The 26,418-nt window shown below is 71.5% G+C and carries 31 protein-coding genes and 1 pseudogene; 19 read left to right on the forward strand and 13 right to left on the reverse strand.

Going from position 1 to position 26,418, the window contains the following annotated elements; genetic code table 11:
- The first annotated feature begins 75 nt into the window (after positions 1–75).
- From LNW73_RS31285 to LNW73_RS31320, 8 genes are all read left to right on the forward strand, one after another.
- A complete protein-coding gene (locus tag LNW73_RS31285; protein ID WP_250992250.1) occupies positions 76–378 on the forward strand; it encodes an urease subunit gamma in 303 nt (100 codons plus the stop codon).
- Between the two features lie 15 nt (positions 379–393).
- Positions 394–705: an urease subunit beta gene (locus LNW73_RS31290; protein ID WP_250992251.1), complete on the forward strand. Its 312-nt coding sequence runs from the start codon at positions 394–396 to the stop codon at positions 703–705.
- On the forward strand, positions 698–2,419 hold the full coding sequence (locus tag LNW73_RS31295; protein ID WP_250992252.1) for an urease subunit alpha: 1,722 nt from the start codon (positions 698–700) through the stop codon (positions 2,417–2,419). The genes LNW73_RS31290 and LNW73_RS31295 overlap by 8 nt, the downstream gene beginning before the upstream one ends.
- Positions 2,419–3,135 carry an urease accessory protein UreF gene (locus tag LNW73_RS31300; RefSeq protein ID WP_250974313.1) on the forward strand — a complete coding sequence of 239 codons (717 nt, stop codon included), beginning with the start codon at positions 2,419–2,421 and terminating at the stop codon, positions 3,133–3,135. The genes LNW73_RS31295 and LNW73_RS31300 overlap by 1 nt, the downstream gene beginning before the upstream one ends.
- Before the next feature lie 62 nt (positions 3,136–3,197).
- Positions 3,198–3,890, forward strand: a complete 693-nt coding sequence (ureG, locus tag LNW73_RS31305; protein WP_250992253.1) for an urease accessory protein UreG — start codon at positions 3,198–3,200, stop codon at positions 3,888–3,890.
- Positions 3,887–4,750, forward strand: coding sequence for an urease accessory protein UreD (locus LNW73_RS31310; RefSeq protein ID WP_250992254.1), 864 nt, complete (start codon positions 3,887–3,889; stop codon positions 4,748–4,750). Before ureG ends, LNW73_RS31310 begins: the two co-directional genes overlap by 4 nt.
- On the forward strand, positions 4,747–5,208 hold the full coding sequence (locus LNW73_RS31315; protein ID WP_138354519.1) for a type II toxin-antitoxin system PemK/MazF family toxin: 462 nt from the start codon (positions 4,747–4,749) through the stop codon (positions 5,206–5,208). The genes LNW73_RS31310 and LNW73_RS31315 overlap by 4 nt, the downstream gene beginning before the upstream one ends.
- A gap of 186 nt (positions 5,209–5,394) precedes the next feature.
- Positions 5,395–6,993 carry an alpha/beta hydrolase gene (locus LNW73_RS31320; RefSeq protein ID WP_250992255.1) on the forward strand — a complete coding sequence of 533 codons (1,599 nt, stop codon included), beginning with the start codon at positions 5,395–5,397 and terminating at the stop codon, positions 6,991–6,993.
- Between the two features lie 84 nt (positions 6,994–7,077).
- Here LNW73_RS31320 and LNW73_RS31325 read toward each other — a convergent pair whose 3' ends face one another.
- On the reverse strand, positions 7,078–7,518 hold the full coding sequence (locus LNW73_RS31325) for a DUF4429 domain-containing protein (RefSeq protein ID WP_250992256.1): 441 nt from the start codon (positions 7,516–7,518) through the stop codon (positions 7,078–7,080).
- 170 nt (positions 7,519–7,688) lie between these two features.
- Here LNW73_RS31325 and LNW73_RS31330 point away from each other — a divergent pair, with 170 nt between their 5' ends.
- Positions 7,689–7,886: a cold-shock protein gene (locus LNW73_RS31330; protein ID WP_250974307.1), complete on the forward strand. Its 198-nt coding sequence runs from the start codon at positions 7,689–7,691 to the stop codon at positions 7,884–7,886.
- A gap of 39 nt (positions 7,887–7,925) precedes the next feature.
- Here LNW73_RS31330 and LNW73_RS31335 read toward each other — a convergent pair whose 3' ends face one another.
- The 4 genes from LNW73_RS31335 to LNW73_RS31350 form a co-directional block, all read right to left on the reverse strand.
- Complete coding sequence (locus LNW73_RS31335; RefSeq protein WP_250993093.1) at positions 7,926–8,492, reverse strand: hypothetical protein; 567 nt, start codon at positions 8,490–8,492, stop codon at positions 7,926–7,928.
- Between the two features lie 204 nt (positions 8,493–8,696).
- Complete coding sequence (locus LNW73_RS31340; protein ID WP_250992257.1) at positions 8,697–8,909, reverse strand: hypothetical protein; 213 nt, start codon at positions 8,907–8,909, stop codon at positions 8,697–8,699.
- 72 nt (positions 8,910–8,981) lie between these two features.
- A complete protein-coding gene (locus LNW73_RS31345) occupies positions 8,982–10,625 on the reverse strand; it encodes an ABC transporter permease (protein ID WP_250992258.1) in 1,644 nt (547 codons plus the stop codon).
- Positions 10,622–11,524, reverse strand: a complete 903-nt coding sequence (locus tag LNW73_RS31350; RefSeq protein WP_250992259.1) for an ABC transporter ATP-binding protein — start codon at positions 11,522–11,524, stop codon at positions 10,622–10,624. Before LNW73_RS31350 ends, LNW73_RS31345 begins: the two co-directional genes overlap by 4 nt.
- Positions 11,525–11,662: 138 nt before the next feature.
- Here LNW73_RS31350 and LNW73_RS31355 point away from each other — a divergent pair, with 138 nt between their 5' ends.
- Positions 11,663–12,202, forward strand: a complete 540-nt coding sequence (locus LNW73_RS31355; protein WP_250992260.1) for a GbsR/MarR family transcriptional regulator — start codon at positions 11,663–11,665, stop codon at positions 12,200–12,202.
- A 31-nt stretch (positions 12,203–12,233) separates the two neighbouring features.
- On the opposite strand, the gene LNW73_RS31360 is transcribed toward LNW73_RS31355, so the two are convergent.
- The gene (locus tag LNW73_RS31360) at positions 12,234–13,136 is read right to left on the reverse strand and encodes an ATP-dependent DNA ligase (protein WP_250992261.1); all 903 of its coding nucleotides are present in this window, start codon (positions 13,134–13,136) and stop codon (positions 12,234–12,236) included.
- A gap of 69 nt (positions 13,137–13,205) precedes the next feature.
- A complete protein-coding gene (gene ligD, locus LNW73_RS31365) occupies positions 13,206–14,093 on the reverse strand; it encodes a non-homologous end-joining DNA ligase (RefSeq protein ID WP_250992262.1) in 888 nt (295 codons plus the stop codon).
- Between the two features lie 33 nt (positions 14,094–14,126).
- Between ligD and ku the strand changes: the two genes are divergently transcribed.
- The 3 genes from ku (at position 14,127) to LNW73_RS31380 (ending at position 16,724) form a co-directional block, all read left to right on the forward strand.
- Positions 14,127–15,185 carry a non-homologous end joining protein Ku gene (gene ku, locus LNW73_RS31370; RefSeq protein WP_250992263.1) on the forward strand — a complete coding sequence of 353 codons (1,059 nt, stop codon included), beginning with the start codon at positions 14,127–14,129 and terminating at the stop codon, positions 15,183–15,185.
- Between the two features lie 48 nt (positions 15,186–15,233).
- Positions 15,234–16,067: a helix-turn-helix domain-containing protein gene (locus tag LNW73_RS31375; RefSeq protein WP_250992264.1), complete on the forward strand. Its 834-nt coding sequence runs from the start codon at positions 15,234–15,236 to the stop codon at positions 16,065–16,067.
- Between the two features lie 189 nt (positions 16,068–16,256).
- Positions 16,257–16,724 (forward strand): VOC family protein, encoded by a 468-nt coding sequence (locus tag LNW73_RS31380; protein WP_250992265.1) that lies wholly within the window; start codon positions 16,257–16,259, stop codon positions 16,722–16,724.
- 73 nt (positions 16,725–16,797) lie between these two features.
- On the opposite strand, the gene LNW73_RS31385 is transcribed toward LNW73_RS31380, so the two are convergent.
- Positions 16,798–17,067 carry a type B 50S ribosomal protein L31 gene (locus LNW73_RS31385; protein ID WP_250992266.1) on the reverse strand — a complete coding sequence of 90 codons (270 nt, stop codon included), beginning with the start codon at positions 17,065–17,067 and terminating at the stop codon, positions 16,798–16,800.
- 114 nt (positions 17,068–17,181) lie between these two features.
- Entirely contained in the window at positions 17,182–17,346 is a 165-nt protein-coding gene (gene rpmG / locus LNW73_RS31390; protein ID WP_250974297.1) for a 50S ribosomal protein L33, read from the reverse strand.
- A 313-nt stretch (positions 17,347–17,659) separates the two neighbouring features.
- Here rpmG and LNW73_RS31395 point away from each other — a divergent pair, with 313 nt between their 5' ends.
- On the forward strand, positions 17,660–18,715 hold the full coding sequence (locus LNW73_RS31395; protein WP_250992267.1) for a LacI family DNA-binding transcriptional regulator: 1,056 nt from the start codon (positions 17,660–17,662) through the stop codon (positions 18,713–18,715).
- A 162-nt stretch (positions 18,716–18,877) separates the two neighbouring features.
- Positions 18,878–19,294 (forward strand): PPOX class F420-dependent oxidoreductase, encoded by a 417-nt coding sequence (locus tag LNW73_RS31400; protein WP_250993094.1) that lies wholly within the window; start codon positions 18,878–18,880, stop codon positions 19,292–19,294.
- Between the two features lie 56 nt (positions 19,295–19,350).
- On the opposite strand, the gene LNW73_RS31405 is transcribed toward LNW73_RS31400, so the two are convergent.
- Positions 19,351–20,085 carry a Mut7-C ubiquitin/RNAse domain-containing protein gene (locus tag LNW73_RS31405; protein WP_250992268.1) on the reverse strand — a complete coding sequence of 245 codons (735 nt, stop codon included), beginning with the start codon at positions 20,083–20,085 and terminating at the stop codon, positions 19,351–19,353.
- A 170-nt stretch (positions 20,086–20,255) separates the two neighbouring features.
- Here LNW73_RS31405 and LNW73_RS36505 point away from each other — a divergent pair, with 170 nt between their 5' ends.
- Together LNW73_RS36505 and LNW73_RS31420 are read left to right on the forward strand one after the other, a co-directional pair.
- Positions 20,256–21,923 carry a discoidin domain-containing protein gene (locus LNW73_RS36505; RefSeq protein WP_308407753.1) on the forward strand — a complete coding sequence of 556 codons (1,668 nt, stop codon included), beginning with the start codon at positions 20,256–20,258 and terminating at the stop codon, positions 21,921–21,923.
- A gap of 164 nt (positions 21,924–22,087) precedes the next feature.
- Complete coding sequence (locus LNW73_RS31420) at positions 22,088–22,693, forward strand: anthrone oxygenase family protein (protein WP_250992269.1); 606 nt, start codon at positions 22,088–22,090, stop codon at positions 22,691–22,693.
- 108 nt (positions 22,694–22,801) lie between these two features.
- Here the strand turns inward: LNW73_RS31420 and LNW73_RS31425 are convergent, their stop codons facing one another.
- The 3 genes and pseudogenes from LNW73_RS31425 to LNW73_RS31435 all read right to left on the reverse strand — a co-directional run bounded on the left by LNW73_RS31425 (position 22,802) and on the right by LNW73_RS31435 (position 24,507).
- Entirely contained in the window at positions 22,802–23,128 is a 327-nt protein-coding gene (locus LNW73_RS31425) for a cupin domain-containing protein (RefSeq protein ID WP_250993095.1), read from the reverse strand.
- 48 nt (positions 23,129–23,176) lie between these two features.
- A pseudogene (locus tag LNW73_RS31430) lies at positions 23,177–23,680 on the reverse strand (YbaK/EbsC family protein); the annotation flags it as partial.
- Positions 23,677–24,507: a TIGR02452 family protein gene (locus tag LNW73_RS31435; RefSeq protein WP_250992270.1), complete on the reverse strand. Its 831-nt coding sequence runs from the start codon at positions 24,505–24,507 to the stop codon at positions 23,677–23,679. The gene LNW73_RS31435 and the pseudogene LNW73_RS31430, both read right to left, overlap by 4 nt.
- Before the next feature lie 235 nt (positions 24,508–24,742).
- Here LNW73_RS31435 and LNW73_RS31440 point away from each other — a divergent pair, with 235 nt between their 5' ends.
- Complete coding sequence (locus tag LNW73_RS31440) at positions 24,743–25,354, forward strand: DUF1707 SHOCT-like domain-containing protein (RefSeq protein WP_250992271.1); 612 nt, start codon at positions 24,743–24,745, stop codon at positions 25,352–25,354.
- Positions 25,355–25,596: 242 nt separating this feature from the next.
- On the forward strand, positions 25,597–26,367 hold the full coding sequence (locus LNW73_RS31445) for a transposase family protein (RefSeq protein ID WP_250988700.1): 771 nt from the start codon (positions 25,597–25,599) through the stop codon (positions 26,365–26,367).
- Positions 26,368–26,418: the final 51 nt, after the last annotated feature.

Raw genomic sequence — 26,418 nt, forward strand, 5'->3', positions numbered from 1 at the left:
CGCGTAACGTGAGTTAACGCCGGTGAAACGCCGCCGAACTAACGTTCCGCACCCGATCGACTGTGAGGTGTGGCCGTGCAACTGACCCCCCATGAGCAGGAGCGCCTGCTCGTACACGTCGCCGCCGACGTGGCGGACCGGCGCCGCGCGCGCGGGCTGCGGCTCAACCACCCCGAGTCCATCGCGCTGATCACCGCGCACATCCTCGAAGGCGCCCGCGACGGCCGCACCGTCGCCGAGCTGATGGCCTCGGGCCGCACGGTGCTGAGCCGGGCCGACGTCATGGACGGCATCCCCGAGATGATCCCGGACGTGCAGGTCGAGGCCACCTTTCCCGACGGGACCAAGCTGGTCACCGTGCACGACCCGATCGTCTGACGAGGAGGCCCACCGATGATTCCCGGAGAGATCCTCCACGCGGACGAGCCCGTGCCGCTCAACGCCGGAAAGCCCGTCACCCGGCTGACGGTGCTCAACACCGCCGACCGTCCGGTCCAGGTCGGCTCCCACTACCACTTCGCCGAGGCCAACCCCGGTCTGGACTTCGACCGCGCGGCCGCCCACGGCCTGCGGCTGTCCGTCGCCGCCGGCACCGCCGTGCGCTTCGAGCCGGGCATCCCGGTCGCGGTGGAGCTGGTCCCCATCGGCGGTGCGCGCATCGTCGCCGGGCTGCGCGGCGAGACCGCGGGAGCCCTCGATGGCTGAACTCACCCGCGCCGTATACGCCGACCTGTTCGGCCCTACGGCGGGCGACCGGATCCGGCTCGCCGACACCGACCTGCTGATCGAGGTCGAGCGCGATCTGTCCGGCGGCCCGGCCGGCTCCGGCGACGAGGCGGTCTTCGGCGGCGGGAAGGTGATCCGCGAGTCCATGGGGCAGTCCCGGGCGACCCGCGCGGAAGGCACCCCCGACACCGTCATCACCGGCGCGGTCGTCCTGGACCACTGGGGCGTCGTCAAGGCGGACATCGGCATCCGGGACGGCCGTATCGCCGCGATCGGCAAGGCCGGGAACCCCGAGACGATGGACGGCGTGCATCCGGACCTGGTGATCGGACCCGAGACCGAGATCATCGCGGGCAACGGCAGGATCCTCACCGCCGGAGCGGTCGACGCGCACGTCCACTTCATCTCGCCGACCGTCGTCGACCAGGCCCTGTCCGCCGGGGTGACGACCATCGTCGGCGGCGGCACGGGCCCCGCCGAGGGCAGCAAGGCCACCACTGTCACCCCGGGACCCTGGCACCTGGCCCGGATGTTCGCGGCGCTGGAGGCGTATCCGGTCAACATCGGACTGCTCGGCAAGGGCAACACCGTGTCGTCCGAGGCGATGTACAGCCAGCTGCGCGGCGGCGCCGTGGGATTCAAGATCCATGAGGACTGGGGGGCGACCCCGGCCGCCATCGACGCCTGTCTGACGGTGTGCGACGCCACCGGAGCGCAGCTCGCCATCCACACCGACACCCTGAACGAGGCCGGCTTCGTCGAGGACACCCTCGCCGCCATCGCCGGGCGCGGCATCCACGCCTACCACACCGAAGGTGCGGGCGGCGGGCACGCACCCGACATCATCACCGTCGTCTCCCGGCCCAACGTGCTGCCGTCCTCGACCAATCCCACCCGGCCGCACACCGTCAACACCGTCGAGGAGCACCTCGACATGCTGATGGTCTGCCATCACCTCAACCCGGCCGTCCCCGAGGACCTCGCCTTCGCGGAATCGCGCATCAGGCCCTCGACGATCGCCGCCGAGGACTTCCTGCACGACCTCGGCGCGATCAGCATCATCAGCTCCGACTCCCAGGCCATGGGGCGGGTCGGCGAGGTCGTGCTGCGGACCTGGCAGACCGCGCACGTGATGAAGAAGCGCCGTGGATCCCTGCCCGGGGACGGGCGCGCGGACAACCACCGGGCTCGTCGCTATGTCGCCAAATACACCATCAACCCGGCAGTCGCGCAGGGCCTGGACCAGGAGATCGGCTCGGTCGAGACCGGAAAGCTCGCCGACCTCGTCCTGTGGGAACCGGCGTTCTTCGGCGTCAAGCCGCTGCTCGTCATCAAGGGCGGCCAGATCGCCTACGCGCAGATGGGCGACGCCAACGCCTCCATCCCGACCCCCCAGCCGGTGTTGCCCCGGCCCATGTTCGGCGCCGTCGGACGTGCCCCGGCCGCCAACTCCTTCAACTTCACCACCCACACCGCGCTCGACGACGGACTCCCGGACCGGCTCGGCCTCGGCAAGCGGTTCCTGCCGATCCGCAGCACCCGGGCACTGACCAAGGCCGACATGCGGGAGAACGACGCCCTGCCACGCGTCGAGGTCGACCCCGACACCTTCACCGTGCGCATCGACGGCGAGGTCGTCGAACCGGCACCCGCCGCCGAACTGCCCATGGCCCAGCGCTACTTCCTCTTCTGATGACGTCGAGTGCCACGGTGCCCACGACGGCACCGGCCCCCGCCGCCAGGGCCGCGCTGCTGATGCTGGCCGACGGACGGTTCCCGGCCGGCGGCCACGCCCACTCCGGCGGTGGCGAGGCGGCCGTCACCGCCGGCCTCATCCATGACCCGGCGAGTCTCGCCGCCTTCTGCCGGGGCCGACTGCACACCTCGGGGCTGGTGGCCGCCGCGCTCGCCGCGGCGGCCTGCGCGGGTCTCGACCCACTGCTGCTCGACGCCGCCGCCGACGCCCGCACCCCGTCACCCGCACTGCGCGCCACCGCCCGCAAGCTGGGCCGGCAACTGATGCGCGCCGCGCGGGCCGCCTGGCCCGCAGCGGAACTCGACCGGCTCGCCGCCGCCCGCCCGCGCGGCGCCCATCAGCCGATCGTGCTCGGTGTCACCGCCCGTGCCGCGGGCCTGACCCCACTGGACGCGGCGCACGTGGCGGCCTACGAAGCCGTCACCGGACCGACCACCGCCGCCGTCCGGCTGCTCGGCCTCGACCCCTTTTCCGTCGGTGCCGTCCTGGCCCGCCTCGCCCCCGAACTCGACGCCGTGGCCGAACGCGCCGCCCTGGCCGCCGCCCGCGCCGCGACGGAAGGGCTCGAAGCCCTGCCCGCCGCGTCCGCGCCGCTGCTCGACCTCCACGCCGAGCAGCACGCGGCCTGGCCCGTCCGGCTCTTCGCCTCCTGACCCCGGGACGACCGCGAACCTCCCGGCCGTCCGCCGCCATCCGACCGACCCTGGAGCCGACCATGCACCTCGACCACCCGGACACCTACCCCGAGCGCTACACCTACGGCACCCCCGCCCGCCGTCCCGACGGCACCCGCCGGGCCCTGCGGGTGGGCCTCGGCGGACCCGTCGGCTCCGGCAAGACCGCCACCGTCGCCGCGCTCTGCCGCCGGTTGCGCGACGAGCTGTCCATCGCGGTGGTCACCAACGACATCTACACCCGCGAGGACGCCGAGTTCCTGCTGCGCAACGCGGTCCTGCCCCCCGAGCGCATCAGCGCGGTGGAGACCGGCGCCTGCCCGCACACCGCGATCCGCGACGACATCTCCGCCAACCTCGAAGCCGTCGAGGACCTGGAGGACGCGGTCGGGCCGCTGGACCTCGTCCTGGTCGAGTCGGGCGGCGACAACCTCACCGCCACGTTCTCCAAGGGCCTGGTGGACGCACAGATCTTCGTCATCGACGTCGCGGGCGGCGACAAGATCCCCCGCAAGGGCGGGCCCGGCGTGACCACCTCGGACCTGCTGGTCGTCAACAAGACCGACCTCGCCCCGCTGGTGGGCGCCGACCTCGGCGTCATGGCCCGCGACGCCAAGGCCCAGCGCGGCGACCTCCCGGTCGTCTTCACCGCGCTGACCGCCGAGGACGGCATCGCCCCGGTCGCCGACTGGATCCGCGAGCGGCTCGCCGCCTGGACCGCGGACCGGACATGACCGCCGCTGTCACGGGCGGGTCGCGCGCCGCTGGGGTGGGCGCCGCCGCCCGCATCACCGCCGTGGCCGACGGGCGCGGCGGGACCGTGCTGCCGGTGCTCGCCGGCGACGGTCCGTTCGCGCTGCGCCGTACGCGGGCCACCGGCAGCGGCGCCCAGGTCACGGTCATCGGCGCGATGAGCGCCCCGCTGGGCGGCGACCGGCTGGAGCTGTCCGCCGAGGTGGGCGCGGCCGCCGAGCTGACGGTGACCAGCGCGGCCGCGACCATCTCGCTGCCGGGCACGTCGGGTGAACCCGCCACGTACGACGTGCGGTTGGTCGTCGGCCAGGACGCGGTCCTGCGCTGGCTGCCCGAGCAGGTCATCGCGGCCGCGGGCAGCGACCTGCGGATGACCACCCGTGTCGAACTCGCGGCGGGCGCCCGGCTCGTCTACCGCGACGAGCAGGTGCTCGGCCGCGCGGGGGAGCGGCCGGGGCGGCTCACCACCCGCCTGACCGTGCACCGCGCAGGGGAGCTCCTGCTGGACCAGGAGCTGTCGTTCGGTCCCGGCGTCCCGGGCTGGGACGGTCCCGCGGTCCTGCACCGGTACCGTTCCGTCGGCCAACTCCTCGTCGTGTCGCCCGACTTCGCCCATGAACCGCCGACGGCCGCACTCCTCGCGGCGGACCCCGGCGCCGGCCAGGCCGTCAGCACCCCGCTCGCCGGTCCCGCCGTCCTGGTCACGGCCGTGGCGCCCGACGCGTTGTGCCTGCGCCGGTTGCTCGACAAGGCGATGCGAACGGTGCTGCCGAACGGTGACGGTTCCGGTGCCCACCACCCGCAGACCGCCGCGGCCGAACGCGTTAGCGTGGCCCGATGAGCACTTCGATCAACGACGCAGCGGTACCGGCCCCGTCCCCCGGCCGCGAAGGCCCCACCGCGACGCGCGAGGCACAGCCCCACGAGGTCGGACCGGTACGCACGACGTACGCGCCCGACCGCGACGGCGACCCGGACCCCGGCGAAATCGTCTGGACGTGGGTGCCGTTCGAGGAGAACGACGGCCGCGGCAAGGACCGCCCGGTGCTGGTCGTGGCCCGCGAGTCGGCCGGCACGCTGCTGGCCGTCCAGCTGTCCAGCAAGCGCCATGACGAGGACCGCGAATGGGTGCCGATCGGTACCGGATCCTGGGACGCGGCCGGCCGCGAGTCCTGGGTCGACCTCGACCGTGTGCTGCGCGTGCACCCCGACGGGATGCGCCGGGAGGCCTGCGCGCTGGACCGTCCGCGCTTCGACCGCGTGGTGGGACGGCTGACGGAACGCTACGGCTGGAGCTGACCGCGCCCGCGCCGCAGCCCCCGCACTCGCGGGCCCGCCGGGGCCGTCAGATCGCACACCATGTCACGTATTGGTAAAGAATCGCCGGTGTGACCTGTTCACAGGCACCTCACAGCCGAAAGGATCCTTTCGAATCTCTGTGATCACCGTGACCACAAGTCGCGGGTCAGTAGGGGGAGGAACTCCTTGAGACGCACTGTTGTGCTCGTCTCCACCGGCGCTCTCATAGCGGGCGCCATAGCCGCCGCTCCGGCGGCCACCGCCGGAGACAAGCGGCCCACCGGCCAGCACCAGCCGAGCGGACTCGCCGAGTCCATCGGCGTGGAGATCGCGGCCGCCCGTGCGGCCCAGAAGGGCATCGACTGGGCCACGTGTCCGGCCGACTGGGGCATCCCGGCCCCTGTCCAATGCGGCTACGTCACCGTTCCGGTGGACTACGCCAGGCCGTTCGGCAAGACCATCAAGATCGCGGTCGACCGGGCCGGCAGCACCGGCACCCCGGCCGAGCGCCAGGGCGCACTGCTCTACAACCCCGGCGGCCCCGGCGGTTCGGGCCTGCGGTTCCCGCTCCGGATCACCAACAAGTCGGCGCTGTGGGTGAACACCGCCAAGGCGTACGACTTCGTGGGCTTCGACCCGCGCGGCGTCGGCCACTCGGCGCCGATCTCCTGCCAGGACCCGCAGGAGTACGTGAAGGCCCCGAAGGCCGACCCGGTGCCGAGCAATGAGGCGGACAAGGCCGCGCAGCGCAAGCTCGCCGCCGCGTACGCCAAGGGCTGCCTGGAGCGCACCGGCGCGCAGATGCTCTCGCAGATGACGACGGCCAACACGGCCCGCGACATCGACGTGGTGCGGGCCGCCCTGCACGAGAAGAAGCTGAACTACATCGGCGTCTCCTACGGCACCTACCTCGGTGGCGTGTACGCGACGCTCTTCCCGACCCATGTGCGCCGCATGATCATCGACAGTGTGGTCAACCCGGACGACGACCAGGTCTGGTACCAGAACAACCTGGACCAGGACGTGGCCTTCCAGGGCCGCTGGGACGACTGGAAGGCGTGGGTCGCCAAGTACGACTCCGTCTACCACATCGGTGACACCCCGGCGAAGGTGCAGACGCAGTGGGAAGCCCTGCGCGCCGCCGCCAAGGCGAACCCGATCGGCGGGGTCGTCGGCCCGGCCGAGCTGCTCGGCTTCTTCCAGGGCGCGGCGTACTACGACTCGTCGTGGGCGACCGTCGCGGGCGTGTGGAGCAAGTACCGCGCGGGTGACACCCAGGCGCTCGTCGGTGCCGCAGGACCGGACATGTCCGACACCGCCGGCAACATCTCGTCGGAGAACGGCACCGCGGTGTACACCGCGGTGGAGTGCACCGACACCAAGTGGCCGACCAGTTGGAAGAAGTGGGACCGTGACAACACGGAGCTCCACCAGAAGTACCCCTTCCTGACCTGGTCCAACGCCTGGATGAACCTGCCGTGCGCCACCTGGGGCGTCAAGCAGCAGACCCCGGTCGACGTACGGTCGCACCGCGGGCTGCCCGGTGTCCTCATCGTGCAGAGCACCCGTGACGCGGCCACGCCGTACACCGGGGCGCTCGAGATGCACCGGCGTCTGCAGGGCTCGCAGCTCATCACGGAGAACGGCGCCGGCTCGCACGGCGTCACCGGCCTGGTCAACCCGTGCATCAACAGCCGGGTGGACGACTACCTGATCAAGGGCAAGCTCGACGGCCACGACGTCGTGTGCACTCCGCACGCCGTACCGGTCCCCGCCGCTTCCTAGGTCTCCCGGCTCGATCGGAAACACCTCGCCCCGGTCCGTCATGGACCGGGGCGAGGTCGTTCCCGGATGTCGCGACGGGCCGGGTCAGCGGAGCAGTTTGCGTTTCGCCCGCTCGAACTCCGGCCGGGTCAGCAGGCCGCGCTTCATCAGCCCCGCGAGCCGCTCCAGCTCGTCCGCCAGTGAGACGGGCGGCGGCGTGGCGGGCGTTCTGGGAGCCCGGGACTGCTTGCCGATCGCGGCTTCGACGGCCCGGCACAGGACCTCGAAGTCCGCCTGCTGCTCCTTGCCGAAGGTCACCGAGGAATCGGTCCTGGGGGCAGCGCCGCTGCCGGTGCCTCCCGTGTTCCCGCCCAGCAGGATGAAGCGGATGCTCCCGTAGCCGGTCCAGCCGGGGGCCTTCCAGCGGACGGCGCCGATCCCGGCGACCGGCAGCCGCTCCACCCGCTTGCCCAGCAGGCCGGGCCGCCGGATCGTCACCTGCTCACCGTCGAAATCGACGTGCACATTCCTGCTGCTGGCATCCATGTCGCCCCCTGAGCGCCGATGGACCGGCATCCTTCCACGGCGCAGGTCCGCGTGGGGCGATACGACGAATCGGACGGGCCCGGCGGGCGGACCGCCGCCCGCGTGTCGCGGGGGACCCCGGCGGAGCGGGTAACTTGGCTGGATCATCCAGGCGAGGCGAAGGCACAGCGATGGCGAAGCTCAACGGCAAGATCAAGTGGTTCAACCCGGGGAAGGGCTTCGGTTTCATCACCCCGGCCGACGGCGGCGCTGACGTCTTCGTCCACGGCAAGAACATCGAGGGCAACGTCGCCGACGACAAAGCGGTGGAGTACGAGCTCGGCGACGGCCCCAAGGGCCCGCACGCGCTGAACGTGAAGGTCGTCTAGCGGCCGCTGCGGTCGGTGCGCCCGGCGGATCGGCTGCTCCTACAGCAGTACGAACATCGCGGCGCTCGCCGCGCCGACCGAGGCGCCGGCCACGGTCTGCGCGACGGAATGGTAGGTCAGCGCGACGCGCGACCAGCACACGGCGGCGACCAGCACATAGCCGAGCAGCCACCAGGGCGAGGCGACGACGGCGAGCAGCGCGACGACGCCGGAGGCCACCGCCGAGTCCACGCTGATCTTCCAGACCGTGTTCACGACCAGCAGGACGACGGTCACCGCCCACAGCGAGACCATCGCGATGAGGATGTCGGCCGGCGCGTGGGCCAGGAGCATCACCGCTGCACCGATCCCGATGGAGCCGAGGATGACGGCGAAGATCGGTGCCCGCTGCGTACGGTCCACCACATGCCGGTCGCCCCAGGTGCCGCGCTTGCGCTCCCACTCGATGTAGGCGGCCGGGACGACCCCGGCGCACAGCGCCGCGAACAGCCCCCACGCCGCACCGCTCAGGTTGCCCCCCGCGGCGGTCCCGAGACCGACCAGGCCGGCGAGCAGGGCGTTGCGGGGCTGCAGGACATCGGTGACGATGCGCGCCGTGGCCTCCAGCCTCGTACGGGCCGCTCCACGGGCACGACGGACTGCTGTGACGGGCTGCTGTGGGGTCGTCGCGGAGGTTTCGGCGGCCGGGTTTTCGGCGGCTTCGCATTCGGCGGCGGGGGATTTGATCAAGTGGCGCACCGGGTCAGGGTAGAGCCATCCCCCCGTGGCCGGGACGCGCGGGGCGACCGGTGTCGCGGAGCGCTCCAGCGGTCACTCGGGGCGGGCCTGTACCTCGGGCCCGCCACCACGCCAGTCGATGAGCGGATGGTCCTCGAGCTCCACATCGTCCAGACCGGCCCGGCGCAGGAACTCCACGATGTCCGGGAGCGAGTACGCGCGGCCGACCGGCGTGCCGCCGATCGTCACCCGCCGTGTGCCGTTCTCCAGCGGGTAGACGACGACCTGCTGTGCTTCTGGATCCATATCCCTAGGCTGCGTGTTCGAGCGGCCCGGCGCATCTCTTGTGGCGTATTGGGTTCACTCCCTTCACTCCTTTCAATCGCCGGCCAGGTCACGGCGGCGGAAACCGGTCAGTCCCACGGCCGCCACCATGGCAGCGACCACGACGAGCCAGAGGTACGGCGCCGCCTCCTGATGCCCGCCCGGCGCCTTGGGCAGATGGGTGAAGGGTGAGAGATCGAGCATCAGCTGGGGGAGGTGGAGGACGGGTCCGAGCTGTCCGCACAGCAGGAAGGCGGCGAGGACCCCCCAGGCCGCCGCTGAGGCCTTCGGTATCCAGCCGAAGAGAACCAGGGACAGCGCCGCGGTGACCCACACCGCCGGAGCCTGGGCCAGTGCCGCTCCGGTCAGCGCGGGCAGTCGCCCGCTGATGTCGCCGATGGTGGCGCCGTAGGCCAGCCCCGCGGACACTCCGCCGACCGTGAGCAGCACGAACGTGCCGAAGGCGGGGAAGACCAGGTGGCTGCAGGCCCAGCGCACCCGGCCGACGGCGTTGGCCAGCAGGGGTTCCGCCAGCCGGCCGGTCTCTTCCGAGCGCAGCCGCAACGTGCTCTGTACGGCGTAGGCCGCGGCGAGCATGCCGAGCAGTCCCATGGCGGTGGCGAAGAAGGAGTCGGTCAGGGCGCCCGGTCCCCCCATGCGGCGGACCATGTCCCCCAGTTGCGCGTTGTCCTCGACGATGCCGGAGATCGAGTTGCCCACCGAGCCGTAGAGCGCTCCCGCGACGGCGAAGCCGGCGGCCCAGCTGTACAGGGCGCCGCGCTGCAGCCGCCAGGCGAGGGCGAACGGGCCGTTCAGCGACGCCGCGCCCTCGGCCGGTCCGGGGCGGGCGGGGAGCAGCCCGGCACCCAGGTCACGTCTCGCCACCAGGACGTAGCCGGCCCCGGTCGTGACCGCGGTGAAGGCGGCCACGAGCCCGAGCACCCACCACCGGTCCCCGGCGAACGGCCGGAGGTTCTCGGTCCAACCGAGCGGCGAGGCCCACACGAGGGGCGATGCGGCGTCCGCCGACGCCGCATCGCCGCTGGCGCGGAGCAGGAACGCGAGCCCCAGCACGGCCCCGGCAAGCCCCTTGGCGACCCGAGCGCTCGCGGTGAGCTGGGCGGTGACCGCCGCGACACCCGCGAACATCAGCCCGCTGGCGGCGAGAGCGAGCCCCAGGGCGGCCGATCCGGCGACCGACTGGCCGAGCACCGTCAGCGCGGCGGCGACGATCAGCGCGAGGGCCGCATTGGCCGTCAGGGCGGTCAGCAGTCCCGCGGTGAGCGGCGCCCGCCGTCCCACCACACCGGAACTGAGCAGTTCCTGGCGGCCGCTCTCCTCCTCCTCGCGGGTGTGCCGGATCACGATGAGGATGCTCATCAGACCGGTCAGCGCGGCGCCGATACATCCCATCCGCCACGCGGTGAGCGCACCGGTGCTCTCCCCGCTGAACGCCGGCCCGTACAGCGCCCGCAGGGAACTGTTGACGTTCATGCTGCGGGCGAAATCCGTCCGCTCCTTGAGCGTGCCGTACAACTTCTCCAGGGACAGGCAGCTGCTGAGCACCGCGGCGGTCAGGGCGTAGACCCAGGCCGGGATCATGATCCGGTCCCGGCGCAGCGCCAGCCGGGTCAGCACCCCGGTGCCGGTGGCGGTGCCCGTGCCGTGCACCGGGACGCCCACGTCGGTGGCACTCATCGGGCCACCGCTTCCGGCACGGCCTGGTAGTGGCGCAGGAAGAGCTCTTCCAGGGTCGGCGGCCGGCTCGTCAGGCTGCGGACCCCGGACTCGCCGAGCTGCCGCAGGACGGCGTCGAGTTGATCGGTGTCGACCTGCAGACTGACCCGGTGCCCCCGGACGTCCAGGCCGTGCACTCCGGGCAGGTCCGCCAACCCGTGCGGGGAGCCGCCGAGTTCGGCGGTGATCGCGGTACGGGTGAGATGGCGCAGTTCGTCGAGGGTGCCGGTTTCGACGGTGCGCCCCTGGCGGATGATGCTGACCCGGTCGCACAGCGCCTCGACCTCGCTGAGGATGTGGCTCGACAGCAGCACGGTGACGCCGCGCTCGCGGGCGTCGGTCACGCACTCCTGGAACACCTCCTCCATCAGGGGGTCCAGACCCGACGTCGGCTCGTCCAGGATGAGCAGCTCCGCCTCCGCCGCGAACGCCGCGACCAGCGCGACCTTCTGCCGGTTGCCCTTGGAGTAGGCCCGCCCCTTGGTGGTGGGGTCGAGCTGGAAGCGGTCCAGCAACCGGGCTCTGCGGTCGGTGTTCAGACCGCCGCGGAGCCGGCCCAGCAGATCGATGGCCTCACCACCGCTGAGATTGCGCCACAGGGTGACATCGCCGGGCACGTAGGCGATCCGGCGGTGCAGGGCGACCGCGTCCCGCCAGGGATCTCCGCCGAGCAGCCGGGCGGTGCCGCCGTCCGGGCGCAACAGGCCGAGCAGGACACGGATCGCGGTCGACTTCCCCGCGCCGTTCGGTCCGAGGAAACCGTGCACTTCCCCCGTTCGGACACTGAGGTCGAGCCCGTCCAGAGCATGGGTGCGGCCGAACGACTTGTGGAGTGCGGCCACGCTGATTGCCGTCGTCATGATTCTGAACGTACAGTAGATTCACAAAGTTGTGAAGATAGAGAATTGTATAAACTCCGGACCGGGCAGGCGGGCGACAACCGGCCGGGCGGCAACGGGCCAGGCGGTAGCCGTCCGGCGGGCGATCGGGAGGCGGACATGGCACAGGAGCAGAGCCACAGCGAAGGCGCGGGGGTGCTGACGTTCGTCGAGCGGTTCGCCGCCGAGCTGGTCGAGGCCGGCATGCCGCGCATGCCCGGCCGGGTCTTCGCCGCCCTGATCGCGTCGGAGCAGGGCGCTCTGACCTCCGCGGAACTGAGCGAACGCCTCCAGGTCAGCCCTGCGGCGGTCTCCGGCGCGGTCCGCTACCTCGCCCAGGTCGGCATGATCGGCCGCGAGCGCGACCCCGGTTCGCGCCGCGAGCGCTACCGGCTGCACAACGACCAGTGGTACGAGACGTTCACCCGCCGGGACGCGATCATCGGCCGGTGGGAGCACACCCTGCGCGCCGGCGTCGAGGCGCTCGGCCCCGGCACCCAGGCCGGCTCCCGCATCGAGGAGACCGCGGAGTTCTTCGCGTTCCTGCAGAAGGAACTCCACTCGATGATGGACCGCTGGCGCGACCACAAGGAACAGCTCCGCGAGGACAAGGAACAGCTCCGCGACGAGAAGGACCAGCTCCACGAGCACCAGCCCTAGCTCTGCGGGCGTCACCGAGCACGGCGCCCCGTCAGACCGCGTCGTCGTCCCGGATCCGGATGAACCGTACGGTCGCCTGCCGTCCCGTCCGGACCCGGACCTCGACCAACGGGCCGTCGCGCACCGGTCGCAGGGGCGATCCGTCCTCGTCCCTGACCTCAGGACCGAGCAGCCCGGCGACCGCCGCCGCGATCCGCCCGGCGGCGACCGGGTCGAGACGGGGTGAGGTCTGAGCGCGGGTCGCGTCGTCGAACTCGACCAGCACCGAGTCGGGGCGCCGCCCGGAGCCGATGACGCCGACCAGCCGGGCGTCGACGGTCTCGGCGTGCCGCACCTTGATCCACCCCGGCCGGGCGCCGGGCCGGTACGCGGAGCCGAGCCCCTTGCAGACCAGGCCCTCCACGCCGTGCGGCACCAGGGTCTCGTACCAGTCCAGCGCCACCGCGCGATCCGTGGTCGCCAGCACGGTCTGCACCTGCGGCCCCAGGTCGCGCAGCGCCGTGCGCAGCAGCTTCCAGCGGTCGGCGAGCGGCAGGTCCCGGATGTCGCTGCCCGGAACGGCGAGGCAGTCGAAGGCGACGTACGCCACGGCGATGCCCGCCGCACGGCGCTGCGCGTCGGGGCGCAGCAGCTCGGTGAAGGCGAACTTCCCGTCGGCCCAGGCGCAGATCTCACCGTCGAGGACGAGCCCGGCGGGCAGCGCCCGGGTGAGGGCGGCGGCGATGCCGGGGAACTCGGCGGCGATGTCGCGCCCGGAGCGGGTCTGCAGGACCGTGCGGTCACCGAGGGCGAACGCGACGGCGCGGAAGCCGTCCAGCTTGACGCTGTACTGCACTCCGCCGGGCAGCGCGTCCTCGGCCGGGATGTCGGCTTCCGTGCGGGGGCGCATCACGTCGACCCGCGGCCGCAGGACGACCGGGTCCGGACGGTTCACGAGGGCCGCCAAACCAGGGGCCGCCAAACCAGGGGCCGCCTCACCAGGGGCCGCGTCATGAGGGCCGCGTCATGACGGCAGCTTCCCGGCCCGCTTCCGTTCCAGGAGCGGAGCGAGCAGGTCTCCGTGGTCGGCCACGCGGTCGGGGACGTCGGCGATGGTGAAGGAGAGCCGCCCGGGGTCGTCGCACTCCTCGATCTCGTCCCACGACACGGGCGTGGACACGGTGGGCGTGGCGCGGGCGCGGACGGTGTACGGGGCGGCGGTGGTCTTCTTCGCCGAGTTCTGCGACCAGTCGATGAAGATCTTCTCGGTGCGCAGGTTCTTGGTCATCCTCGACACCACCTGATCGGGATGGTCCGCCTCCAGCTCCTTCGCGAGCGCCTTGGCGTAGGCCGCGGCCTGCTCGGGCGAGGCGCCGGTCAGCGGCGCGTACAGATGCAGGCCCTTGGAGCCCGACGTCTTCGCCCAGGACTCGATGCCGTCGGCGCGGAGGCGCTCACGCAGCAGCAGGGCGACGGCGCAGCAGTCGACCACGGTGCGGTCCTCGCCGGGGTCCAGGTCGAACACGAGCCGGTCCGCCGTTCCGGGCGCGGCGGCCTTCCACTGCGGTACGTGCAGCTCGATGCACGCCAGGTTCGCCGCCCACACGAGGGTGGCGAGGTCGTTGATCTGCACCTGCTCCATCTCCTCGCCGCTGCTGCGCTCGGTGACCGACGTCGTCACCCAGCTGGGGGTACCGGACGGCGGTCTCTTGGCGAAGAAGGACGTGGCGTCCACCCCGCTGGGGGCGCGCAGGAACGACAGGGGCCGGCCGCGCAGGTGTGGCAGCAGGACGGGGGCGATGGTGGCGTAGTAGTGCACCAGCTCGCCCTTGGTCGTGCCGGTCCGCGGATACAGGATCCGCTCCAAGTGGGTGAGGGTCAGTTTGCGGCCCTCGATCTCCGTGATCGGCATAGTATGAAATCTCTCACATTTAGGGACAAAACGATGAGATCGCTCTGGAGCGGCACGCTGTCCTTCGGCCTGGTCGCCGTACCCGTCAAGCTCGGTTCGGCCGTCAGCAGCCACAAGCTCGGCTTCCGGCAGATCCACACAGCCGACCACGGGCGGGTGCGTCTCCAAAAGGTCTGTGCACTCGACGAGCAGGTCCTCACCCAGGCCGAGATCGGCAGGGCGTACGAAACGGCCGACGATCAGCTGATCGAGATCTCCGACGACGAGTTGAAGGCCCTGCCGCTCCCCACGGCCAAGACCATCGAGGTCAGCGGGTTCCTCGACGCCGACAGCGTCGACTTCCTGAAGCTCGACACGCCCTACTTCCTCGCCCCGGCCGATGCCGCCGCCAACAAGGCCTACGTCCTGATGCGCGAAGCGCTCCAGCGGTCGGGCAAGGCGGCCGTCGGCAAGCTCGCGATGCACAACAGCGAGCACCTCGCGCTGGTGCGCGCCCATGACGACGTGCTGATCCTGCAGACCCTGCGCTGGCCCGACGAGGTCAAGTCGACGTCCGAGGCCGCCCCGACCGGCAAGGTGAACATCACCGACGCCGAACTCGACCTCGCCGACACCCTCATCAACGCCCTCGGCGAGGCCGACCTGGAGGAGTACACGGACAACTACGCCGAAGCCGTACAGGCCCTCGTCAGCGCGAAGGTCGAGGGCGGCGAAGCACCCGCCGCGGCCGATGGATCCGGAGGCGGCGGCAAGGTCGTCGACCTGATGGCGGCCCTGGAGGCCAGCGTCGCCCAGGCCAGGAGCGCCCGCTCCGACAACGCCGCCGACGCGACCGTCACGCCCATCAAGAAGCCGGCGAAGAAGACCGCCGCCAAGCGCGCGGCTCCGGCGCAGAAATCGACACCCAAGAGCAACGACACCAAGAAGTCCACCGCGAAGAAGACCACGGCGAAGAAGACCACGGCGACGAGATCAGCAGGCGGGACGGCCACGAAGACGACGGCCACGAAAACAACGGCCAAGAAGGCCGCGGCGAAGCCGGCGAAGAAGACCGCCGCGAAGACCGCGGCCGGCAAGAGCCGCAGCGCCTGAACCGCCGTCCGTCGCGCATCCGTGTCCCGTCCGGCCGATACTGGTCAGGTGGACAGTGGTCGTACGGCAACCGCGCCCTCCGGCGTGATCGACGAGGCGGTCCAGTGCCTGCCCGCGCCCGCGCTGCGGCCCTACATCGCGGGGTACTGCGGTTACCGGCAGGACGGCGTCCCGCCCACCCGGCACCGGGGCATGCCCTCGCCCTTCCTGACGCTGATCTTCACCCTCGACGACCCGCTGACCGTGGAGCTGCACCCCGACCCACGGCAGGCGCCGGCCCGCTACGACGCGCTGCTCGGCGGTCTGCACACCACATCGGCGCTGATCACCCATGGGGGACGCCAGTCCGGGATCCAGGTGGCGCTCAGCCCGCTTGGCGCGCGGGCCCTGCTGCACCTGCCCGCGGGTGAACTCGCCAACGCCGACCTCCCGGCCGACGCCGTCCTGGGACGACTCGCCGATGAGGTACGGGCCCGGCTGCGCGACGCGCCCGGCTGGCGGCAGCGGTTCGCCGTCCTCGACCGCGTCCTGTGGCGCTACGCGCGCCCGGAATCCGCCGTCCCGCCACAAGTGGTCCGCGCCTGGGACCTGTTGGTGCATTCCGGCGGCGCAATGTCCGCGTCGGCGCTCGCCAAGGACGTGGGCTGGAGCGGCAGGCATCTGGCCGGCCGGTTCCACACCGAGATCGGACTGAGCCCCAAGGCGGCGGCCCGGGTCATCCGCTTCGACCGGGCGCGGCGGCTGCTGGTCGTCCGGGCCTGCGGCAGGGGAGGTGACGTCCTGGCCGGCCGGGACGGCGCGGACGGGCCGGCGGGTGCGTACCGTCCCAGCAGCCCGAACGGTCTGGCGGATCTCGCGGCCGACTGCGGCTACTTCGACTAGGCACACCTCGCGCGCGAGTTCCGCTCCCTGGCCGGCTGCGCGCCGAGCCGCTGGCTGGCCGAGGAGTTCCGAAACGTCCAAGCCTTCGCCGCCCCCTCGGCGGCAGAGTGGACAGCGGACGAGGACAGCGGGGCCGTCCACCACTGAAACAGCTCCGCCGCAGCACCGACCCGAGGAGGTCCGGCCCGCATGGACGCCACCGACAGCACCAGTGCCACCGACACGACCAACGAGACCACCGCCGCCACGGACGATAAGGCGCCCCCGCCCCAGGTGTGGCCCAGTCTGCGGGCCCGTGACGCTCGCGCGCTGATCCGGTTCCTGGTCGAGGCGTTCGGCTTCGAGGAGACCGTCGTCTACGGCGAGGGCGACCGTGTGGACCACGCCCAGCTCGACTGGCCGCCGGGCGGCGGCATCATGCTCGGCAGCGTCCCCGAGGAGGGCGCGGCGGACCATGTCGCCCTGGTACCGGGCACCTTCGGCGGCTACGTCGTCACCGACGAGCCCGACGCGCTGTACGCCCGTGCCCGGGCGGCGGGAGCCGAGATCATCATGGAGCTGACCGACACCGACTACGGCTCGCGTGACTTCGCCGCCCGTGACCCCGAGGGGAACCGGTGGTTCTTCGGCACGTACCGCGGTGCGCCGCGGAAGTAGGGAACCGCGAACGGGGGAGGGGGCGGTGCCGCCGGGAATGCCGGCCGTACCGCCCCCTCGGGGTGCGTGGAGCTCAGTTCGCGGGGCCCGCGCCGGACGCGGGCGAACCGTACCGGCGCTCGAAGCGCTCGACGCGGCCCGCGGTGTCCAGCACGCGGGACGTACCCGTGTAGAACGGGTGGCTCGCCGAGGACGTCTCCACGTCGACGACGGGGTAGACGCTGCCGTCCTCCCACTCCACGGTCTTGTCACTGTCCGCGGTCGAACGCGTCAGGAATGCGAAGTCCGCTGAACGGTCGCGGAAGACGACCGGGCGGGAGACGGGGTGGATGCCGAACTTCATGGGGTTACCTTCCGTTGTGCGGAACGGGTGGGGCTGCCGGTCCTCGTTGCCGGCGGGATGCGCGCGGCGGGTGTGATCCGTTGGGTCCGTGTGATGCGGCTGAACCGTGTGGGGTCAGCGCTCCTCGCGGAAGAGGACGTGCTGTCCGGCGGCCGGGTCGTACTTGCGCAGCACGAGACGGTCGGGGTTGTTGCGACGGCTCTTGCGCGTGACGTAACTCTGGCCGGTGCCGGCCGTCGAACGCAGGGTGATGACGGGACGGGCGTCACTGCGTGCCATGGGATTCCCTTCCGATGCGGTGGTCCAGGACACCGAACAGAATGATTGTCATTGTCATTCGGTATCTGCTCGTCTCAACGCGACCCACCGCCCGCACATTCCCGATCCGGGAACTCGCTCACAGCAATGGCCGTTCACTGTGTGTGACCACTTGCGCGGGGGTGGGGTGCAGATCGACGCGACATGTGCCGGGAGGAGGGAGGAGGTCTCGTTATGCCGAGGCGGGGGCGGTGGGGTGCGGTCTTCGATACGCTGACGACCCCGGGAAGGGACTCCTGGAGAGCGCTCTCCAGGACGTGCTATAAAGACCGGCATGAGCGAAGTCCTCCGACCGGCACTTTCGGGACCTCCCACGCTGGAGGATGTGGCCCGCGTGGCGGGTGTCTCGCGTGCGACGGTCTCCCGGGTCATCAACGGGACCCGCAATGTCGACCCGGCCATCCAGGAGACGGTCCGCCAGGCCATCGCCGCGACCGGCTACGTGCCCAACACCGCGGCCCGGTCACTGGTGACCCGGCGTACCGGGGCCATCGCGCTGGTGGTGTCCGGTGCGGGCGGCCCCGGGCCGGACGACGCGGTCCGCAGCGAGGTGTTCGTGGACCCGTTCTTCGGCCGGGTCGTCAGTGGTGTGGTGGGGTTCCTGCGGCCGTTGGGGATGCATCCGGTGCTGATGCTGGCCGAGACCGGCCCGGCGCGCGACCAGGTGGTGGCGTATCTGCGGCAGGGCAATGCCGACGGGGCGATGGTGGTGTCCACGCACGCGGGTGATCCGCTGCCGGAGCAGATCACCGAGGCGGGGGTGCCCGCGGTGTTGTTCGCCCGGCCGGCCCGGCCGATCCCGATCAGTTATGTCGATGTCGCGCATCAGGACGGGGCCAGGCTGGCGGCCGACCGGCTGGTGGAGCGCGGCTGCCGGGAGGTGGTGACGATCTCCGGTCCGCTGGACGTCCCGGCCAGCCAGGACCGGCTGACCGGCTTCCGCGAGGCGATGGCCCGCCACGGCATCCCCTATGTGCCGTGCGCGGAGGGCAACTTCACCCAGGACAGCGGTGAGGCCGCGATGGAACGCCTGCTGGCCGAACACCCCCGACTCGACGGGGTCTTCGCCGCCAACGACCTGATGGCCCAGGGGGCCCTGCTCGTCCTGCGCGACCACGGCCGCCATGTCCCCGACGACGTGAAGGTCATCGGCTTCGACGACAGCAGCGCCGCCACCGCGTCACGCCCCGCACTGACCACCGTCCGGCAGCCCGTCGAGGACATGGCGGGCGAAATGGCCCGTCTCCTCCTCGACCGCATCAGCACACCCCAGCAGCGCATCACCTCCGTCATCTTCGAACCGACCCTCGTCATCCGGCAGTCCGCCTGACGCCTCGGCTCCGGCATTCCGGCTCAGCTCCGACATCCCGGCTCGGTGGATTGGAGAGCGCTCTCCAGTCCTTGGGCGGGGACGCCTGACATGAGCCCCGCCGCCGGGGCGTCCCGTGCCGTGGACCGGCCCCCATCGGGCACCATGGGTGGCATGACCACCATGATCGACGCCGAATGGCGTGCATTCATCAGCGAGGGAACCCGTACCGGCAAGCTCGCCACCGTCCGCGCCGACGGGCGGCCGCACCTCGCCCCCGTCTGGTTCCTCCTCGACGGGGACGACCTGGTCCTCAACACCGGCAAGGAGACCGTCAAGGGCCGCAACCTCGCCCGCGACGGCCGGGTGAGCATCTGCGTCGACGACGACCGTCCGCCGTTCTCGTTCGTGGTCATCGAGGGCAAGGCCCGGATCAGCGAGGACCTGCCGGAGGTCCGCGACTGGGCGACCCGTATCGCCCACCGCTACATGGGCCCCGACCGGGCCGAGGCGTACGGCGCCCGCAACGGCGTCCCGGGCGAACTCCTCGTCCGCGTGCACATCGACAAGGTCATCACGGTCAGGGGCGTCGCCGACTAGCGCAGGTCCGGCCGTTCGCGATCGGCCGGACAGGCCCCCTGGGAGACGTGCCGGTGTCAGGCGGCCGCGCCGCCGAACTCGCGCAGGGCCTCCTCCACGATCGCCTCCAGGCGGGCGTGGTGCGCGCCGCGCCAGTACACGCGCTCGCAGGCCGCGCACTGCGCGAACACGTCGTACGAGCGCTGTGTGCCGTGCCGCAGCTGGTCCTGGACCGACTCCTTGTCGGCGTCGGCGAGCGGACCGTTGCAGGCCACGCACCGGGACCACGGGGTGAGCACGGGCGCGAAGCGCTGCAGCACGTCGCGGAGTTGATCCTCGGGGCGGTCGCTGTAGATGTACGCCCCGGCCCAGATCTCCCGCCGCCGGAGCAGCCCGCGGTCGCGGGAGAGCATGACGCGCCGCTCCTTCGCGGAGAGTGCGGCCAGCGCGGGATCGCCGATGTCCTCGTTCTCGTAGGCGGCGTCGACGCCCAGCAGGCGCAGTCGCCGCGCGAGGGTGCCGAGGTGGACGTCGAGCAGGAACCGCAGGGGCGCTCCCGGCACGTGCTGGGGCCGCTCGACGGCCTCGACATGAACGGTTTCGCCAGCGGCGGGGATGTGCGAGACGGGCACGGCGCCGCCGTCGACGAGCAGCTGGCCGGCCTCGGTGAGCGGGACGCCCAGCGATTCGACGACATGGCCGAGCGTCGAGGTGCCGTCGGTGACGACCGTGCTCGGGCCCTGCCGCCGCTCAGCGGGGACGAAGAGGTGCAGCTCAGGGGCGAAAGTGAGGTCGATCTCCGGTCCGTTCACGCGGTCAGGATGTCATCACGGGGCGGCGCCGGGCCAGTTGATTCCGCCGGGTGTCCCCAGCGGGCACCCGATGATTGTTAGATAACTTTCCTAACAGACTATTGACTTGCGCCGGTTCGCGGACCGACTCTGCGGTGACCCTGCTGGATCCCCCTGGCAACGGAGGCACCATGAGCCGCACCATGAGCCGGCGCGCTCTTGTCGCGTTCCTCGCGACCGCCTGTCTCGTCCTCATCTCGGCGTTCGCGGGACTGGTGAACGCGGCGCCGAGTTCCGCGGCCCCCGCGGCCACGACGCAACAGACGTTCCTGACGTTCTACGGCTGGTACGACAACACACCGCCCGGCGGCGACATCTCCTACCCGCAGATCCACAACACGGCCGGCGGTACCGGCACGTTCGCGGATCCGATCACCTTCGCGACCTCCAAGGCGGAGCTCCCGGCCGGCACGAAGGTGTGGGTCGAGCGGGTCAGGAAGTACTTCATCATGGAGGACAGCTGCCAGGAGTGCGAGGCGGACTGGAGCGAGGAGGGGCCCAACGGCGGCCCCGGCCTGCACCACATCGACCTGTGGCTGGGCGGCAAGGGCGGCAACGCGATGAACGCGATCGACTGCGAGGACGCGCTGACGCACTACAACGCCGACAACACGCCGACGATGGAACCGGTCGTCGTCAACCCCGCCTCGAACGAGCCCTACGACGCCACGCCGATCTTCAACACCGGCACCGGCAAGTGCTACGGCGGCGCTCAGCCCAACACCACGGTCGGCCAGTACAAGAACGTCTCGACGGCGCAGTGCATGGATGATCCCGGCAACAGCTCCACCTCCGGCACCGCCCTCAAGACCGCCGCCTGCAACGGTGCGGCGAGCCAGCGCTTCACCTTCCACGGCGCGTTCATGGTGATCAACAACCTCTGCGCGGCGACCTCCGGCAGCAGCATCGTCCTCAACGCCTGCACGGGCGGCCCGACCCAGCAGTGGTCGGTCAACCCGAACGGCACGATCTCCGACATGCAGACCGGCCAGAAGTGCTTCCGGGCTTCGGGCGGCAATACGGTCGCCGGCAGCTGCTCCGGCACCGCGAGCCAGTGGGCCTTCACGCCCGCCTCCGCCACCAACGACTTCTCGCTGTCGCTGAACCCGACCGCGGGTTCGGTCAACGCGGGAGCGTCGACGACCTCGACGGTGTCCGTGCCGGTGGCCTCCGGTACGGCGGAGCCGGTGACGCTCACCGCCACCGGCGCCCCGTCGGGTGTCAGCGTGAGCTTCGCGCCCTCGACGGTGACCGCGGGCGGCACCTCGGTGATGACGGTGTCGGCCACCGCCGCCGCCACCGCCGGCTCCGCGGCTCTCACGGTCACCGGGACCTCGGCATCGGCCGCGCACTCGACGGGGTACGCACTGACCGTCAACGCTCCCGGCGGCGGCCCGGTGCTGCTCTCCCAGGGCAGGACGGCGACGGCCTCCTCGGTCGAATCGACCTCCTTCGCGGCGGCGGCCGCCTTCGACGGCAACCTCACCACCACCCGGTGGGCCAGCAAGGAGGGCACCGACCCGCAGTGGCTGCGCGTCGATCTGGGCGCCACCGCGAACGTCAGCCACGTCAAGCTCCTCTGGGAGGCCGCGTACGGCAAGGCGTACACGATCCAGACCTCCCCGGACGGCACGACCTGGACGACGATCTACTCCACCACCACCGGCAACGGTGCCACCGACGACCTGACCGGCCTCACCGGAACCGGCCGCTACGTCCGGGTCAACGGCACCGCCCGGGGCACCGCTTACGGCTACTCCCTCTACGAGATGCAGGTGTACGGAACGACCGCCTCGTAGCGGATCAGGGAGTGACGGCAACCGTCCACGCGCCCGCGCGTGGACGGTTGCTTATGCGGGTGCGCGTCTGAGCGATGGTCCGTGGTCGCGCCGGCGACTTGACTGGAGCCATGAGCAACCAGCCGAACACGACCGTCCGTCACCCCGCAGGGAGAAGCGAAACGATGAGTGCCGCCCACCCCACCAACGGCGCCCCGAACATCCACCCGACGCCCCAGGCTCCCCTCCACCACCCGGCGCCGCCGGTCCCCGCCCGCAAGAGCGCCGCCGGCCCCGTGCTGGGCGCCGCCACCGTCGCCACGGCACTCATGGCGGGTCTCTTCTTCAGCTTCGACGTCGCGGTCATGCCGGGCCTGGGCCGCGGTGACGACCGGACGTTCATCGGCGCGATGCAGAACATCAACGTGGCCATCGAGAACCCGGTGTTCTTCCTCGCGTTCTTCGGCGCCCTGGTGCTGACGGGCGTCGCGGCCTTCCAGCAGCGGCGGCTGGGGCGGCGCGCCGTGTTCGGCTGGGTACTGGCGTCGGTGGCGCTCTACGTCGTGGCGCTCCTCGTCACGATGGGCGCGAACATCCCGCTCAACGACGAGCTCGCGAAGGCCGGCGACCCCGCGCACATCCGTGATCCGGCTGCGGTGCGCGACAAGTTCGAGAACACCTGGATCGCGTTGAACATGGTGCGGACGGCGGCGTGCACGGTGGCCGTCGGCTGCCTGAGCCGGGCACTGTTCCTGCACGGCCGGGGCGACGCCGGGGCGGGCAGCCGTTGAGCGCCCCGACGGGCCGGTCCCGCACCGCGAGAAGCGGGTGCGGGACCGTCTGCTGCACGAGGCACGGGGACCGGGCGGGGACGGCGCGCGGCGCGGGGGGACGGATGGTCAGGGCAGGACGACGCCGGTCGTTCCCTCGTTGCCGTCACCGGAGTTGACCGTGCCGCGCGGTTCGAACATCAGGATCCGGGTCCCGGGCTCAGCCACCGGCTTGTGCAGGGTGCCCCGCGGCACGGTGAACACCTCGTGCGGGCCCAGCTCGACGGTGCCGTCCGGGAGTTCCAGCCGCAGCCGGCCGGCGAGGACGAGGAAGAACTCGTCGGTGTCCGCGTGCCGGTGCTCGGAGAACTCGCCCTCGACGTTGGCGACCTTGACGTCGTAGTCGTTCACCTGGGCCAGGACGTGCGGCAGCCACTTCTCGGGGACGGCGTCCATGACGGTGTCGATGTTGCGCTTCCCGCCCGGGAGGGCCGGTGCCTCCGTGATGGATTCGATGCGCGGCGCGGCGATCTCCGCGTAGTCCTTGGCCGAGAGCGCCAGGGAACGGTCCAGCCGGGCCGCGTTGAAGAAGATCTCATCGTGGTCCAGCAGCGCCGGGTCCACGATGAGTTCCAGCTTCTCGTCGAACGAGAACGGCAGCACGGTGCCGCTGACACTGCCGGCCAGGCGCTCGGCGGTCTCCTTCGGCGCGAACGAGATGTACGTCCCGCCGAACAGCGCCTTCACCGCGCCGAGGTCAAGCCGCCGGTCACCGGGCACGACGGCGAGGACGTACTTGGTGGTCTTCTTGCCGAGCTTGACCATGACGATGATGCATTTCGCCGCCTGCGCCAGCGCGTTGCCCCGCAGCTCGCTGACCAGCTCGGTGGCGCCCTGCGGCGCGTGGTCGATGGTCCGGTAGACCGCACCGTGCTCGTCGAGCACTGCGATCAGCCCGTTGTACGTCGCGTGCTCGTTCGTTTCCGCCGTGTCCTCGGTGTCGGTCATGACTCATTAAACCTCGCGGCGAAAGCGGCGCGGGTGGGGGAGTCCTCGCGCCGGTCCAGCACCGGGAAGACGACCTCGTCGAACCGGCCGGCGAAGCGCCCGCCGCCGGTCAGATGGCGGTGGAAGGCGTCCGCGACCTGCGCGGGATCGCACTGGAAGACCCCACAGCCCCAGGCGCCCAGCACCAGCCGCCGGTAGCCCTGGGCGGCGGCGACCTCCAGCACACGCTCCGCACGCGTCAGCAGCGCCCGCGGGATCCGGTCCACCCGGTCGGGGTGATTACGGGTGATCACACCGGCGTTCGGCGCGGGAGAGGTCAGGAAGCCCGCCTCGTAGGGCTCCTCCAGCAGCGCGCCGCGGTCGTCGCGGAAGACCGGTACGGCGGGGGAGTGCACGACCCGGTCGGTGTAGAAGGGGTCGCGGTCGGCACGGTGGACGGCGTAGAAGTCCGGTGTGCTCACCACACACGTGTACAGGGCCGAGGCGCGGCACAGCGACTCCTCCTGCGCCTGGGCGCCGTTGAGGTAACCACCGCCCGGGTTGCGGGCCGAGGAGAAGTTGAGGACGGCGACGGGCCCGTCCGAGGAGTCCGTCAGCCGGCGCGCGGCCTGGAGGCTGCTCTCGCCGGTCACGCCGAAGGCGGTGGCCGCGGGCGGACCGGACGGCGGAGGCACGTCCACCGGCTCCGGCCCGAACAGCCGGGTCCCGGCGACCGCGCGTGCGACGCCGGCGGCGATCGGGACGTCCCGTCCGCTGGGCGCCGGGTACCAACCCGCCGCGACGATCTCCTGGGTGTGCCGGGCGATGCCGCGCAGCCGGGCGCTCATGCTCCGCACCGTGTTCTGTTCGTGTTCACGGGTCCTGACCCTATGGCCCTCACCTGCGCTGGAACCAGCGGTTTACGTACCGCCGGCCCGGCCGCCGACCGGGTTCCGGCAGCCATCCGGCCGGGTTCCAGCCGCCTCCCAGCCGGGTGCGGCCCGTCGGCGGACGCGGACCTTGCGAACGCGACAGTCGCGATATAGCGTAAGTCTGGTCCGCGTCCGATCAGGAGGTTGCCCGGTGTCCGACACCCCAGCGGAGTCCCGTTCCGCCGACATCGACCTGCGCGCGTCGGACCAGGAACGCGACCAGACCGCCGCGATTCTCGCCGACGCGCTCGCGACCGGCCGGCTCACCACGGACGAGCACGCCGAGCGGCTCGAAGCCACGTACTCCGCGCGCACCCGCGGTGAACTCGCCCCGATCACCGGCGATCTGCCGGAGCCGGCGGCGGGCGCGAACCTGGTCGCCCCCACCGACGCGGACCCCGTCGACGCCCTCTTCAGCAAGATCCGGCGCGGCGGCCAGTGGCCCGTCCCGCCGCACACCGTCGCGCGCGCCCGGTTCGGCGCCGTCGTGATCGACCTGCGGCAGGCGGTGTTCACCCGCCGCGAGGTCGTCATCGAGGCCGGTTCGTTCTGCGGCAAGGTCGAGATCCTCGTCCCCGACAGCGCGCGGGTCTACGACACCGGGACCGCCCTGTTCGGCAAGCGCTCCCAGCTCGGCGGACACGACAAGACCAAGGAGGACTGGGACGAGGACGGCCCCGTGGTGCACATCACCGGCCGGTCCGTGTTCGGCCACGTCCGGGTCATGCGCAGCTACAAGTACCCCTGGCGCGACGGCCGCTAGGCCCTGTCTTCAAACTGGCGGCGTCCGCCCGCAGGGCGGGCCCGGCGGCGTCTGGTGCGTGCGATCGCAAGGCGGAGGGTCGCCCCTGTACTGGACGTACTGGGGCGGGCCCGACAACTGGGGGCACCTCCCAGCGGTAGCTGGGGGAGAGCGTGCGTGCCAGGCGCCGCCGGGCAGGCGCCAGTTTGAAGACAGGGCCTAAAGCGTGTTGCAGAAGGCTGTGATCTGGGAATATCCGGTGTATGGCTGGGGTGTTGAGGGTCGAGCGGGTGTGGGTGGAGACGTTCACGGGGCTGCGGATGCGGCAGTTTGATGGTCTGTTGCGGGTGGTGCGGGAGCGGGGCGGCGATGGGCCGCGGATCGGTCGGCCGTGGTGTCTGCCCCTGGGCGAGCGGGTGCTGCTGGTCGCGGTGTACTACCGGACGAACCTCACGATGCGGCAGTTGGCGCCGCTGTTCGGGGTCTCGCCGGCCACCGTGTGCCGAGTCATCCAGCGGCTGGGCCCGCAGCTCGCGCTGGAGCCGATAGCCCGCCGGGACGAGGCCGTGGACCGGTTGTGGATCGTGGACGGCACCCTGATCCCGGTCCGCGACCGAACAGTGGCCGCCTCATCGCGAAACTATCGGTTCTCGGCGAACGTGCAGGTCATCATCGATGCGGACACGAGGCTGGTGGTGGCCGCGGCCCGTCCGGTTCCCGGCAACCGGGCCGATGCCCGGGTCTGGCGGGAGTCAGGTCTGTCCGCCCACTGCACGGGTGTGACGGTGCTCGGCGACGGCGCGTACATCAACACCGGACTCGTCGTCCCGCACCGCAAACGCCCGGGCCGGGCGCTACTGCCGGGCGAGGAAACGGACAATGCCGAGCACCGCAAAGTCCGCGCCCGCGTCGAGCACACCTTCGCCCGTATGAAGAACTACAAGATCCTCCGCGACTGCCGACAGCACGGCGACGGCCTCCACCACGCTGTCCAAGCCGTAGCCCACATGCACAACCTGGCCCTCGCCGCATGACCAAAGCCTCCGCAAACAAGGCCCTGACCTGCCCATACGCGGAGATCTGCA

Source organism: Streptomyces sp. RKAG337, assembly GCF_023701715.1.
GTDB lineage: Bacteria > Actinomycetota > Actinomycetes > Streptomycetales > Streptomycetaceae > Actinacidiphila.

Bases quoted from the DNA above. Each gene is read 5' to 3' on its own strand.
- LNW73_RS31425 (WP_250993095.1), bottom strand. From the start codon at position 23,128: ATGGACGCCGTCCCCGAGAAGTGGCTGCCGCACGTCCTGGCCCAGGTG.
- LNW73_RS31380 (WP_250992265.1), top strand. From the start codon at position 16,257: ATGGACGCCACCGACAGCACCAGTGCCACCGACACGACCAACGAGACC.
- LNW73_RS31325 (WP_250992256.1), bottom strand. From the start codon at position 7,518: ATGGATGCCAGCAGCAGGAATGTGCACGTCGATTTCGACGGTGAGCAG.
- LNW73_RS31290 (WP_250992251.1), top strand. From the start codon at position 394: ATGATTCCCGGAGAGATCCTCCACGCGGACGAGCCCGTGCCGCTCAAC.
- rpmG (WP_250974297.1), bottom strand. From the start codon at position 17,346: ATGGCACGCAGTGACGCCCGTCCCGTCATCACCCTGCGTTCGACGGCC.
- ureG (WP_250992253.1), top strand. From the start codon at position 3,198: ATGCACCTCGACCACCCGGACACCTACCCCGAGCGCTACACCTACGGC.
- LNW73_RS31395 (WP_250992267.1), top strand. From the start codon at position 17,660: ATGAGCGAAGTCCTCCGACCGGCACTTTCGGGACCTCCCACGCTGGAG.
- LNW73_RS31435 (WP_250992270.1), bottom strand. From the start codon at position 24,507: ATGAGCGCCCGGCTGCGCGGCATCGCCCGGCACACCCAGGAGATCGTC.
- LNW73_RS31310 (WP_250992254.1), top strand. From the start codon at position 3,887: ATGACCGCCGCTGTCACGGGCGGGTCGCGCGCCGCTGGGGTGGGCGCC.
- LNW73_RS31350 (WP_250992259.1), bottom strand. From the start codon at position 11,524: ATGACGACGGCAATCAGCGTGGCCGCACTCCACAAGTCGTTCGGCCGC.
- LNW73_RS31355 (WP_250992260.1), top strand. From the start codon at position 11,663: ATGGCACAGGAGCAGAGCCACAGCGAAGGCGCGGGGGTGCTGACGTTC.
- LNW73_RS31385 (WP_250992266.1), bottom strand. From the start codon at position 17,067: ATGAAGTTCGGCATCCACCCCGTCTCCCGCCCGGTCGTCTTCCGCGAC.
- ligD (WP_250992262.1), bottom strand. From the start codon at position 14,093: ATGCCGATCACGGAGATCGAGGGCCGCAAACTGACCCTCACCCACTTG.
- LNW73_RS31340 (WP_250992257.1), bottom strand. From the start codon at position 8,909: ATGGATCCAGAAGCACAGCAGGTCGTCGTCTACCCGCTGGAGAACGGC.
- LNW73_RS31300 (WP_250974313.1), top strand. From the start codon at position 2,419: ATGACGTCGAGTGCCACGGTGCCCACGACGGCACCGGCCCCCGCCGCC.
- LNW73_RS31345 (WP_250992258.1), bottom strand. From the start codon at position 10,625: ATGAGTGCCACCGACGTGGGCGTCCCGGTGCACGGCACGGGCACCGCC.
- LNW73_RS31400 (WP_250993094.1), top strand. From the start codon at position 18,878: ATGATCGACGCCGAATGGCGTGCATTCATCAGCGAGGGAACCCGTACC.
- ku (WP_250992263.1), top strand. From the start codon at position 14,127: ATGAGATCGCTCTGGAGCGGCACGCTGTCCTTCGGCCTGGTCGCCGTA.
- LNW73_RS31330 (WP_250974307.1), top strand. From the start codon at position 7,689: ATGGCGAAGCTCAACGGCAAGATCAAGTGGTTCAACCCGGGGAAGGGC.
- LNW73_RS36505 (WP_308407753.1), top strand. From the start codon at position 20,256: ATGAGCCGCACCATGAGCCGGCGCGCTCTTGTCGCGTTCCTCGCGACC.
- LNW73_RS31445 (WP_250988700.1), top strand. From the start codon at position 25,597: ATGGCTGGGGTGTTGAGGGTCGAGCGGGTGTGGGTGGAGACGTTCACG.
- LNW73_RS31420 (WP_250992269.1), top strand. From the start codon at position 22,088: ATGAGTGCCGCCCACCCCACCAACGGCGCCCCGAACATCCACCCGACG.
- LNW73_RS31295 (WP_250992252.1), top strand. From the start codon at position 698: ATGGCTGAACTCACCCGCGCCGTATACGCCGACCTGTTCGGCCCTACG.
- LNW73_RS31315 (WP_138354519.1), top strand. From the start codon at position 4,747: ATGAGCACTTCGATCAACGACGCAGCGGTACCGGCCCCGTCCCCCGGC.